A 10,813-nucleotide genomic window follows, 5' to 3' on the forward strand; every position below is an offset into this window, starting at 1 on the left:
ATGAAGCTGCTGCTGCTCAACCCGAACACCAGCACCGCTGTCACCCAGTTGATGACGGATGTCGGGCAGCGCGCGGCTTCGGCCGGGACCGAGTTGATCCCCTGCACCGCGACCCGCGGCGTCCCCTACATCTCGACGCGCACCGAGGCGCAGATCGGCGGCGCTATCGCACTGGAAATGCTGGCCGAGCAGCACCGCAAGGTCGACGCAGCGATCATCGCCGCCTTCGGCGATCCCGGCCTGTTCGCCGCGCGCGAAACCTTCGACATTCCCGTGGTCGGCATGGCGGAAGCGGCAATGCTGACCGCTTGCATGGCCGGCCGCCGCTTCGCCATCGTCACCTTCGCCCAGGCGCTCGGCCCTTGGTACGAGGAATGCGTCCGCGCCCACGGGCTGTGGGAGCGTTGTGCCGGCATCCGCATGCTCGATACGCCATTCCAGGCGATCTCGGAGGTCGGCACCGAGAAGGAGGATGTGCTGGTAGATCTCGCCCGGCGCGCGATCGTGGAAGACGACGCGGACGTGTTGATTTTTGCGGGTGCGCCGCTCTCGGGCCTCGCCGAGCGCGTCGCCGACCGGATCTCCGTCCCCGTGGTCGATCAAGTCATAGCCTCGGTGAAGCAGGCCGAGGCGCTGGTAGCGCAGCGCCTGCGCAAGGCAACTGCAGGCACGTACCGCCGCCCCGCCGCCAAACCCACCCTTGGCCTTGCCGATGCGCTCGCCGCCCGGCTCGAGCATCGCGACAGCTAGGGGAGCTTCGGCCAGCGATGGGAAAAACCGAGTTCGTTCTCGATGGCACGGCCGAAGGCAAACAGGCGGGATTCGCATCCCGGTGGGGCAATGATCTGGATGCCGAACGGCAGCTCGTTCTCCCCTCGCGGCGCCGGCAGGGTCAGGACCGGGAAACCGACCAGCGACACGATGAAGGTGATGGCGAGATAGTCGATCGGCGTCTCCAGCGCCGCGCCATCGATCGCGGTGACATCGCTGATTTCGTTCGGCCAGGGCAAGACGGACGCCGCCGGCGCCACCAGGAAATCGGCGCGGGTGAACAGCTCGCGAAAGCTGCGGTAGATCGCGGTGCGGCGACGCTCGGCGTTGAGATAATCCTCCGCGGAGAGCTTTGCGCCCGCCTCGATGTTCCAGATCACGGTGGGCGTGAGCTCGACGCGGTGCGTTTTCAACAGCTCGCCATAGCTGTTGGCGATGTGCGCGGCGCGCAGCGTCCGGAATGTCTCGATCGCACCGCCGCAATCGGGCGCGGACGGCACCACATCGGCAGCGGCCGCGAGCGCCTCGCAGGCCGCGGCGAACCGCGCACGGACTTCGCGCGCCACGGGCGCGACACCGAAATCGGGCGTCACTGCGATGCGGGGACGTGCTGCAACCGGCCGGTCGTCATTGACGACGCCCATCGAGAGCGGGTCGTGCACATCGCCTCCCGCAAAGACCGACAGCGCCAGTTCGAGATCGTCAACACCGCGGGCCAGAAAACCGTGGGTGGCGAGCATGTCCCAGCCGAGCGGGCGATGCGGCGACGGGATGCGACCGGGCGTCGGCCGGATCGAGGCGACGCCGCAGAAGCTTGCGGGCGTCCGCACCGAGCCGCCGAAATCTGTGCCGTGCGCCAGTGGCACCATGCCAGCCGCGACCGCGACAGCGGAGCCGCCGGACGAACCGCCCGAGGTCAGCGCGGAATCGAACGGATTGCGGGTCGGGCCGCACAATTTGTTGGTGCAGACCGCACCGAAGCCGAATTCCGGCGTGTTGGTCTTGCCCAAGATGATCGCGCCGGCACGCCGCAGCCGCGCGACCACGAGATCGTCGTCGGCCGGGACGTGATCACGAAACAGAGCCGATCCGTAGGTGGTCGCAAGTCCCGCAGTGTCGGTGAGATCCTTGATCCCGACGGGCATCCCATGCAGCGCGCCGATCGGAGCGGGCGCGGCGTCGCAGATATCCGCAGCACGGCGAGCCCGGTCCGCGTCGACGGTCACGAACGCCGCCAATTGCACGTCTTGGTGCGCAATCCGTTCGAGATGCGCCTCGACAACTTCGCGCGACGACAGCTCGCCCTTCGCAATGGCGCGCGCAAGGGTTGTGGCAGTGAGGTCGCAAACCGATCGATCCGATGTCATCGCCCCACCATGCCAAACCTCGCATCGAAAGGCGAGCGCGGCGGGCACGAGACTTGCTTTCTGCTTTGGGGTAACGGGAGGCAACATCATGGCTGAAGTGCAAGGCGGCCGATCGCTCGTCGTGGACGCCGTCACCCACCGCTATCCGAGCGGCGCGCTCGCCGTCGAGAACATCAATCTCGACATCAAGGGCGGCGAGATCATCGCGCTGCTTGGGCCCTCCGGTTGCGGCAAGACCACCCTGCTGCGGATCATCGCTGGCTTCATCGCACAGACGCAGGGGCGGATCATCATCGGCGACGACATCGTCGACCCGCTGCCGCCGAACCGTCGCGCGGTCGGCATCGTGTTCCAGAACTACGCACTATTCCCCCATCTCAGCATCGGCGAGAACGTCGCTTATGGGCTTGCCGCGCGCGGTATCGACAAGACGACCCGCCAGCGCGAAGCGCAGCGCCTGCTGGATCTGGTGCAACTGCCGACCATGTCGGAACGGTTGCCACGGCAGCTCTCCGGCGGCCAGCAGCAGCGCGTGGCGCTCGCTCGCGCACTGGCGATCAAGCCGTCGATCCTGTTGCTCGACGAGCCCTTTGCCGCGCTCGACAAGAATTTGCGGCTCGACATGCAGATCGAGGTCAAGCGGCTCCAGCGCGTCTCCGGCATCACCACGGTGATCGTGACCCATGACCAGGAAGAAGCGCTGTCGATGGCTGACCGCGTCGCGGTGCTGAGCCACGGCAAGCTCGAGCAGTTCGGATCGCCGTCCGACGTCTACGACCGGCCGCAGACGCTGTTCGTGAACACGTTCGTCGGCGCCAGCAACCGCATGCCTGGCGTGGTCGTCTCGGCGGACCGGACGGCCGCCAAAGTCCGCCTCGATGCTGGCGCTGAGATCATCGCGCGGCCGGCGGATGGCGCGTTTGCCGAAGGCGGCCGCGTCACCGTCTGTATCCGCCCCGAGCATCTGCAATTCGTCGGTGACGAGACCGGCTTTGCCGGAGTGGTCGGCATGTCGCTGCCGCTCGGGGCCACGGTCGTGCACGAGATCACCACCGCCGACGGCTCCAGCGTCAAGATCTCACAGGCGCGCATCGGCGAGACGCGCACGCTGGGGAGCGGCGCCGCGGTGCGCCTCGCGCCACTCGCCCCGTCGCTCGCCAACGCTTTTCCTGCAACGCTTTAGATCCAGTTTTTGTCCAGAGGGAGTTCGACCATGATCATGAACCGCCGAAGCCTGATAACGACCGCACTCACACTCGGTGCCATGAAGGCGTTTCCCGGATTGAGCTATGCCCAGGCCCGCCCGCTAGTGTTTGCGACCTTCACCGGAAGCTGGGAGGAGGCGCACAAGGCCGTGCTGGTGCCGGCGTTCCGCAAGGCCAACGCGGACGCCGCAATGGTGCTCGATCCCATGCTCTCGGTCGACCAGATCGCCAAGGTGAACGCCGCCAAGGCCAATCCGCCGATCGACGTCATGCTGCACGATCCCGGCCCCGCCCTGGTCGCGATCGGCCAGGACCTGGTTGAGCCCTATCCGGTCGAGAAGAGCGCCTATTACAAGGACCTCATCGCCGAGGCACAGGAGCCGATGGGCCCCGCCCCGTTCTTCCAGGTCGTCGGCCTCACCTACAATCCGGAGGCGGTCAAGACGCCGCCGACCTCATGGGCCGATCTGTGGAAGTCCGAGTTCAAGGGCCGCGTCGGCATCACCAATCTTAACTCGACGCTCGGGACCGGCTGGCTGGTCGAGATCGCCAAGATGCGCGGCGGCTCGGAAGCCAATGTCGATCCCGGCTTCAAGGCGATCGAGGAGCTGAAGCCCAATCTCGCCGCGGTCGCGGCCAATCCCGGCGCGCTCGCCACCCTGTTCCAGCAGGGCCAGATCGACATCTCGCCCGGCAATTTCAACGCCATCCAGATCCTGAAAGCGCGCGGCGTGCCGGTCGAGTTCGTGGCCCCGAAGGAAGGTGCCATCGCCTTCAAGACCACGATCCACATCGTCAAGAACTCGCCCAACCGCGAGCTCGCCTTCAAGCTGATCGAGGCGTCGTTGACTCCCGAGGTGCAGACCACGCTGATGAACCCGCCCTATCTGATCGTGCCGACCAATTCCAAGGTGACGATGGGCGGCGAGATTGCGCGCGTGCTCGCCAAGGACACCGCCGAGCTGAAGCAGAAATTCGTGTTCCAGGACTGGAAGAAGATCAACGAGCAGCGCTCGGCCTGGATCGAGCGTTTCAACCGCGAGATCAAGATCTAAGAGCTTTAGGGATCCGACGATGGGCGCAGCACCGGCACCACGGGACGTGACCTCCCACGGGATGGGATTGGCAGTGCCGCTGGCGCTGTTCTTCCTGGTCTTCTTCTTGGCGCCGCTGCTGCAACTGCTTTGGCTCTCGCTCCACAACGACACGGCCGCGCTCCATTGGGGGCTCGGCCAATATTTGCACTTCCTCACCGACCCCTTCAGCCTCAGCGTGCTCGGCTCGACGCTGCTGCTCGGGGCGGAGGTGACAGCCGTCTGCCTGGTGCTCGGCTTTTCCATCGCCTGGCTCTACCAGCGGGTCGGGCCGCGGCTTCAGACCATCATTATCCTGATCGTGCTACTACCGCTCCTGACCAGCGTCGTGGTGCGCACCTTCGCCTGGATCGTCATTCTGGGCCGCCAAGGCATTATCAACGCGACGCTGCAATCGCTTGGCATCATCAATTCGCCCTTGAAGCTGCTCTACACCCAGTTCGGCGTGGTGATCGCGCTGGCGCAAGTGCAGATGCCGCTGATGACGTTGCCGCTGATCACCGCGCTCGGCCGGATCGATTCCAATCTCGACGATGCCTCCTGCTCGCTCGGCGCCGGAAGCTGGCGCACCTTCTTCAAGATCGTGCTGCCGCTGTCGCTGCCCGGCGTGATCGCTGGTTGCACACTGACCTACGCCGCCGCAATCACGGCCTTTATAACCCAGTCGCTGATCGGCGGCGGCCAGATGCTGTTCATGCCGATGTATCTCTATCAGCAGGCCTCGACGCTGCAGAACTGGCCGTTTGCCTCCGCAATCTCGATCATCTTTTTGCTGGCCGTGCTCGCGGTCGTTTCCGTCTTCACCACACTCGGCCGCCTGTCGCGCGGCTATGGAGGTGCGTGATGAGCCGGCGCAAGCGTACTCTGGAGGCGTTCAGTTTCGAGCTGGTCATGAGCCTGATCGCCGTGATCGCGCTGATCATCATCATCGCGCCGTCGCTGGTGGTGTTGATCGTCTCCTTCACCAGCGGCTTCTCGCTGCGTTTTCCGCCGCCGGGCTATTCGCTGCGCTGGTACGCCGAATTGTGGAACGCCTGGCAGCTGCACTTCGCAGCCAAGAACAGCCTCATCGTGGCACTGTGGGCGACGGGCCTGTCGGTGGTGCTCGGCGTTGCCGCCGCGCTCGCGATCTCGCGCTCGCCGAGGCTGTCGGCCCGGCTGCTCGATTCCCTCTTCATGTCGCCGCTGGTGCTGCCGGCGCTGGCCTTCGGCCTGGCCGCGTTGATGCTGTTCTCGTTGGTCGGATTGCCAGTGTCGCCGCTGACATTGGTGATTGGCCACACCGTCGTCTGCGTCCCCTATGTGGTGCGCAACACGATTGCCGCGCTCGCTCAGCTGGAGCCGACCCTGCTCGAAAGCTCGGCGGTCCTTGGCGCGAGCCGGCTTTACACGTTCCGGAGGATTGTGCTGCCGCTGATCCGGCCGGGCATCATTGCGGGCGCTTTCATCGCCTTCATGTCGTCCTTCGACAACGTGCCGGTGTCGCTGTTCCTGCGTGATGCCGCCACCGACATGCTGCCGATTCGGATGTGGCAGGACCTCGAGGGCAAGCTCGACGTCACCATCGCCGCGCTGTCGGGCGTGCTGATCATCGCAACCGTAGCGCTGGTCGCGATCATGGAGCGTGTCACGGGACTGTCGCGGCGGCTAACCAACTGATCAAGCGCCGCGGAACAGCGAATAGCCCCAGCGCGTGAATTTCAGCGGTAGATGAAAATGCTCGTCGACATCCTTGATGCGAAAGCGGAACGGCGTCACCGTAAGGAACTCCTCGCGCTCGCCAAAGAACTCGCCGAGATGAAACAGGACCTCGTACTCGCCTGCCGTCACGCCCGCGCCCTGCGCAACGGGATGATCGAGCACGCCGTTGGCACCAAGCCGACCGTCGGCGACGCGCAACGAGTCCGGATCGATCCGCCAGATCTCGACACGCAGACCCTGCGCCGGACGTCCGCTCGCCACATCGACCGCGTGAATGGAAATACCGCCTGCCACAATGTTCCTCCCGTGAGCGCAGCACCATGGTAGACGCAAACACGGCCGTTCGACCAGCGCCGGCATTGCTGCCGGCGCTTGGCGCCATGACCTCACTGCAGGCGCTGGTGGCGCTGGCTCTGTTCGCGCCGGGCGTGGTGGCACCGCGCGCCCAGATCGAAGTCTGGCAGCTCTCGATGTTCTCCTGCGCCGTGTTCGCGGTCGGCATTCCCGCCTCGTTCTGGGGCGGCGGGTTCATCGCCCGCTTGGGCTCGCTGCGGATCGCGAGCCTCTGCGCGGCGGCGATCATCGCCAGCATGGCGCTGGCTTCGCTCGGCTCGACGGCGGCCCTGCTCGCAGCCGGCCTCTGTCTTGGCCTCGCCTTCGGACCGGAGACGCCCGCAAGCGCGGCGCTGCTGGCGCGGCTCGTGACGACCGAGCGGCGCGCGTTCGTGTTCTCGGTTCGCCAGACCGGAAACCAGATCGGCGCCGTCTGCGGCTCGCTGGTTCTGCCCGCGATCGCAATCTCGCTCGGGCCCGCCTGGTGCTATGCCGCCGTGGGTGCCTGTGCGCTGCTGGCGATAGCGTGGTTCGAGTGCTTGCGGCCGGCTTACGCCGCCAAGGTCATTCCGCAGCCACAGCTTGGCCTTCGCATGCGGCTGGCATTGGTGACCGCGGATCGACGCATCGGAATGCTGGCGCTGGCCTCGATGCCGTTCAGCGCAATGCAGGTGTCGCTCAATACGGTCTTCGTCACGCTCGGCACCCGCGAACTCGGCCTCAGCCATGTCGAGGCCGGTATGGCGCTCGCCTGCGCCCAGGCCGGCGGGCTGGTCGGCCGGCTCGGCTGGGGCCTCGTCGCAATGCGCCTCAACGCCTCACGCGGAGTTCTCGTCGTCATCGGCCTCGGCATGACTTTCTGCGCCGCGCTGCTGGGTCTCGATGGCGCATCGCTCGGACGGACGGGCCAGTTTGCGATTGCAACTCTGTTCGGCCTGACCGCCTCGGGCTGGAACGGTGTCTTCGTGGCCGAGATCGCCCGCCTCGCGCCGCAGGACAGGATCGGCGAAACCACCGGCGCGGTGCTGACAGCATCCTACGCCGGCCTCTTGGCAGCACCGGCACTGGTGTCGCTCCTGGACGGCGCAGCCAGTCTCGGTGCCGCCTTCTTCGCCTTGGCGTGCCTCGCCCTCTGCGGCACATTGGCACTGATCTGGGGAGGCCATGACAACCCGAAAAAGTAGAGCGTGCGAGATTGCGGCCGACGTCTCCGCCGGACGAACGAGTGCGGTCGAGACCGCCAAGGCCGCGCTTGCGCGCATCGAGGCCGCCAAGGCGCTGAACGCGGTGGTGACGACCGCTCCCGCGCGTACGCTTGCCGACGCCACAGCGGTCGATGATCGCTTGCGTGCCGGCGAGGCGATGCCGCTCGCCGGTGTCCCCGTCATCGTCAAGGACAACATCTGGGTCGGCGGCTGGCGTGTGACACAGGGCTCGCGCCTGTTCGCTGAATTCGTCGCGCCGCAGGATGCGATTGCGATCGAGCGGCTGCGCAAGGCCGGCGCCGTCGTCGTCGGCATCGGCGCAACGTCGGAATTCGCCTGCAAGGGCGTGACAACCTCGCCGCTGTATGGGCCGACGCGGCATCCACTCGATCCCACGTTGACCCCCGGTGGCTCGTCGGGCGGCCCTGCTGCCGCGGTTGCGGCCGGCCTCGTGCCGCTGGCGATCGGTACCGATGCGGGCGGATCGAGCCGCAGGCCGCCGGCTCATGTCGGCATCGCCGGGTTCAAGCCGTCGTATGGCGCGATCCCCTATGGGCCCGGCTTCGCCGAACCGTTCTTCGGCCTCTCCGTCATCGCGCCGATCGCCACCGATATCGCCGATATCGCGTTGGCGTTCGAGGCCATGGCCGGTATCGATCCGCGCGACCCGGATTCAGCCCCCATCGCTCAAGGGGCTAAAAACATCGCCGGTCTGCGCATCGCGTTCTCGCCACGCCTTGGGCTCGACGTCGCCGTCGATGATGTTGTCGCTAACGGGCTCGTTTTCGCCATCGCGCGTCTCTCCGCCGCAGGCCTCGGCATCGCGCAGCGCGATCCCGTCTGGCCGGCGGGCGCGACGGAAGAGGCCATCATGCCGCTTCAGCACGCCGGGCTCGCCGCACTCTATCGAGACGCGTTCCGCGAGAATCCGGCGGTCTTCGATCCTGACATCGCCAGGCAGATCGAGCGAGGGATGTCGTGGTCGGGCGCCGACGTTGCCGGTGCGTTGCTGGCAAGTGCCGGGATCGCCAATGCTTTCGCGGCATTCTTCGCCGAGGTCGATCTGCTGCTGGCGCCCACCGTCCCCTGTGTCGCGTGGCCATTCACCCAGTCCGGACCCGACAGGATCGGTGGCCGCGCGGCGAGCCCGCGCGCGCATGCGGCGTTAACGCCCTTCGTCAATCATGCCCGGCTGCCTGCGATTTCGATACCGTGCGGAACGGACCGGTCCGGACTTCCATTCGGCCTCCAGGTCATCGCCGCGCGCGGACAAGACCGCACGCTGCTTGAAGCAGCGCAAGATATCGAGGCGATGCTGCGAACATAAGTCCGGCCGTCAGATGTCTCTTCCGAAGACGCCGATCCCCCTTATGGGCTTTCAACGGGCGCGGGGACGAGTAAGATGCTGTCTCGTGGTCCCGGAGGCGGAATGAGCCAGCGCAAGTTCATGGGACTTGGCGGCGGTGCGACAGCATCGGGGCCGGGCATTGCGCGAGCGAGCCAACGATCGGCCAACGCAGCCGCCGAGCCCGCCTACGATGATGAGCAAGAATTCCCATTGATCATCGCGAACATGCCCGCGACCCCTCGTCAAAAGGCCTGGGCGGTGGGTGTCGCCGTCTTGCTCATCGTCCTTGCAGCGGCCATCGCGCCGTTCGCCCGGATCCAATTGGGCCAGATCAATGGTTTCGTTCCAGTATTGCAGACCGCGTTGGCCCTGGCCGAATTCATCACGGCAGCCCTGCTGTTTGCTCAATTTTCGATCCAGCCTCAGCGGGCACTTCTCGCACTCGCGAGCGGGTACGTTTTCAGCGGATCGTTCGCATTCCTGCAAACGCTCGCCTTTCCGAACGGATACGCCACCGCAGGTGTCATTGGAAATGGACTGGATAGCCCCGCTTGGCTTTACGTGCTTTGGCACACCGCTTTTCCCGCGGCTATCCTGGTGTACGGATTCACAAAGGATCACTCCGCCGCCGGCCGACCAGGCAGACCTGCAATAGCCGCGATCGCACTAGCTTTCGGCTGCATCGCTGCCACCGTGGCAGCACTGACGTGGATGGTGACCGCGAAAGCCGAATTTCTCCCTAGCTTCTACGTGAACGACGTCAGGCATCAGACCCCTCTCGGTAATCAGGTCAACCTGATACTTTTGCTTTGGAATGTGACCGCTCTCACCGTCCTGTTTGCGCGCATGCGCACCATTCTTGACCTTTGGCTAATGGTGACTTTACTCGCCTACCTGCCCAATTTCCTGGTGGCGATCATCGGCAGTTCGGTTCGGTTCACCATCGGTTGGTACGCAGCACGCGGTTTCGTTCTGGTCGGCAGTTGCATGTTGCTGACCGTATTGCTCATCGAAACGATGTTTATCTATTCGCGCCTTGCCAGCGTCATTGCCCTGCAGCGACGCGAACGAGCGAACCGGCTTCTCAGCATCGACGCGGTCACTGGCGCGATCGCCCATGAGCTGAGGTCGCCATTAGGGGCCATCTCGCTCAATGCTGCGACCGGGTTGAGTCACTTGCGAGCTGCCTCCCCTGAACTCGAGGAACTCGAGAACATCCTCTGTGACATCGAAGCCGACGGCGGTCGGGCGGCTGACATCATATCGAGCATTCGCGAGATTACAATCAAAACGGCGCGCGGCGGCGCTTCGGCAAACGTCGAGGACATCGCGGAGCTTACGCTGAGACTGTTGAAGCACGATCTCCTGGCCAATGGCGTATCAGTGACGACGGAGCTTCAGGGCAACATACCTCCAGTCGCACTGGACGGCACTGAGCTTCAGCAGATTGTCCTGAACCTCTGCAAAAACGCGATTGACGCAATGAGCTCTGTCCCCGCCGACCAACGAGAGCTCCGTCTGAAAACCGCCCTCGATGGTGGCGCAACGGTCCATTTGTCCGTCGAGGACTCGGGCACCGGCATCACACCGCGTCATCAAGAGCGCATCTTCGACCCTTTCTTCACGACGAAGCAAGGCGGTATGGGGTTGGGACTGGCCATCTCCTCCAACCTCGTCGCAAGGTGCGGAGGAAGGTTGAGGCTGGTCAAATCGGACGTCAGGGGCTCCGTTTTCGAGTTGGAGATGCCAATCTCCGCTCCCACTTCGTCGCAATGACACCACGAGACCC

10 protein-coding genes are annotated in these 10,813 nt (G+C 65.1%); 8 read left to right on the top strand and 2 right to left on the bottom strand.

Features of this window, described 5'->3' with window-relative positions:
- On the top strand, nt 1–750 hold the full coding sequence (locus IVB40_RS23130) for an aspartate/glutamate racemase family protein (protein ID WP_247816436.1): 750 nt from the start codon (nt 1–3) through the stop codon (nt 748–750).
- On the opposite strand, the gene IVB40_RS23135 is transcribed toward IVB40_RS23130, so the two are convergent.
- Nucleotides 747–2,138: an amidase gene (locus IVB40_RS23135; RefSeq protein ID WP_247816437.1), complete on the bottom strand. Its 1,392-nt coding sequence runs from the start codon at nt 2,136–2,138 to the stop codon at nt 747–749. The two genes, IVB40_RS23130 and IVB40_RS23135, sit on opposite strands and share 4 nt — an antisense overlap.
- An 88-nt stretch (nt 2,139–2,226) precedes the next feature.
- On the opposite strand from IVB40_RS23135, the gene IVB40_RS23140 reads away from it, so the two are divergent.
- The 4 genes from IVB40_RS23140 to IVB40_RS23155 are packed head-to-tail and all read left to right on the top strand — an operon-like array spanning nt 2,227 to nt 6,096.
- Nucleotides 2,227–3,321: an ABC transporter ATP-binding protein gene (locus IVB40_RS23140; RefSeq protein ID WP_247816438.1), complete on the top strand. Its 1,095-nt coding sequence runs from the start codon at nt 2,227–2,229 to the stop codon at nt 3,319–3,321.
- Between the two features lie 30 nt (nt 3,322–3,351).
- Entirely contained in the window at nt 3,352–4,398 is a 1,047-nt protein-coding gene (locus IVB40_RS23145) for an ABC transporter substrate-binding protein (RefSeq protein ID WP_247282375.1), read from the top strand.
- Nucleotides 4,399–4,417: 19 nt separating this feature from the next.
- Nucleotides 4,418–5,281: an ABC transporter permease gene (locus IVB40_RS23150; RefSeq protein WP_247816439.1), complete on the top strand. Its 864-nt coding sequence runs from the start codon at nt 4,418–4,420 to the stop codon at nt 5,279–5,281.
- Complete coding sequence (locus IVB40_RS23155) at nt 5,281–6,096, top strand: ABC transporter permease (protein WP_247359640.1); 816 nt, start codon at nt 5,281–5,283, stop codon at nt 6,094–6,096. Before IVB40_RS23150 ends, IVB40_RS23155 begins: the two co-directional genes overlap by 1 nt.
- Here the strand turns inward: IVB40_RS23155 and IVB40_RS23160 are convergent, their stop codons facing one another.
- Nucleotides 6,097–6,432, bottom strand: coding sequence for a hydroxyisourate hydrolase (locus IVB40_RS23160; RefSeq protein WP_027569358.1), 336 nt, complete (start codon nt 6,430–6,432; stop codon nt 6,097–6,099). It abuts the gene before it with no gap.
- A 26-nt stretch (nt 6,433–6,458) separates the two neighbouring features.
- Between IVB40_RS23160 and IVB40_RS23165 the strand changes: the two genes are divergently transcribed.
- The 3 genes from IVB40_RS23165 to IVB40_RS23175 all read left to right on the top strand — a co-directional run bounded on the left by IVB40_RS23165 (nt 6,459) and on the right by IVB40_RS23175 (nt 10,800).
- Entirely contained in the window at nt 6,459–7,655 is a 1,197-nt protein-coding gene (locus IVB40_RS23165) for an MFS transporter (protein ID WP_247282371.1), read from the top strand.
- The gene (locus IVB40_RS23170) at nt 7,636–9,003 is read left to right on the top strand and encodes an amidase (RefSeq protein WP_247816440.1); all 1,368 of its coding nucleotides are present in this window, start codon (nt 7,636–7,638) and stop codon (nt 9,001–9,003) included. Before IVB40_RS23165 ends, IVB40_RS23170 begins: the two co-directional genes overlap by 20 nt.
- Nucleotides 9,004–9,105: 102 nt before the next feature.
- Nucleotides 9,106–10,800, top strand: a complete 1,695-nt coding sequence (locus IVB40_RS23175; protein WP_247359642.1) for an MASE4 domain-containing protein — start codon at nt 9,106–9,108, stop codon at nt 10,798–10,800.
- The last annotated feature ends 13 nt before the right edge of the window (nt 10,801–10,813 follow it).

It is taken from the genome of Bradyrhizobium sp. 40 (assembly GCF_023100925.1).
Classification (GTDB): Bacteria; Pseudomonadota; Alphaproteobacteria; order Rhizobiales; family Xanthobacteraceae; genus Bradyrhizobium.

What these genes read in the sequence shown, in the direction of transcription:
- IVB40_RS23130 (WP_247816436.1), top strand. Translation starts at nt 1, where the DNA reads ATGAAGCTGCTGCTGCTCAACCCGAACACCAGCACCGCTGTCACCCAG.
- IVB40_RS23135 (WP_247816437.1), bottom strand. Translation starts at nt 2,138, where the DNA reads ATGACATCGGATCGATCGGTTTGCGACCTCACTGCCACAACCCTTGCG.
- IVB40_RS23140 (WP_247816438.1), top strand. Translation starts at nt 2,227, where the DNA reads ATGGCTGAAGTGCAAGGCGGCCGATCGCTCGTCGTGGACGCCGTCACC.
- IVB40_RS23145 (WP_247282375.1), top strand. Translation starts at nt 3,352, where the DNA reads ATGATCATGAACCGCCGAAGCCTGATAACGACCGCACTCACACTCGGT.
- IVB40_RS23150 (WP_247816439.1), top strand. Translation starts at nt 4,418, where the DNA reads ATGGGCGCAGCACCGGCACCACGGGACGTGACCTCCCACGGGATGGGA.
- IVB40_RS23155 (WP_247359640.1), top strand. Translation starts at nt 5,281, where the DNA reads ATGAGCCGGCGCAAGCGTACTCTGGAGGCGTTCAGTTTCGAGCTGGTC.
- IVB40_RS23165 (WP_247282371.1), top strand. Translation starts at nt 6,459, where the DNA reads ATGGTAGACGCAAACACGGCCGTTCGACCAGCGCCGGCATTGCTGCCG.
- IVB40_RS23170 (WP_247816440.1), top strand. Translation starts at nt 7,636, where the DNA reads ATGACAACCCGAAAAAGTAGAGCGTGCGAGATTGCGGCCGACGTCTCC.
- IVB40_RS23175 (WP_247359642.1), top strand. Translation starts at nt 9,106, where the DNA reads ATGAGCCAGCGCAAGTTCATGGGACTTGGCGGCGGTGCGACAGCATCG.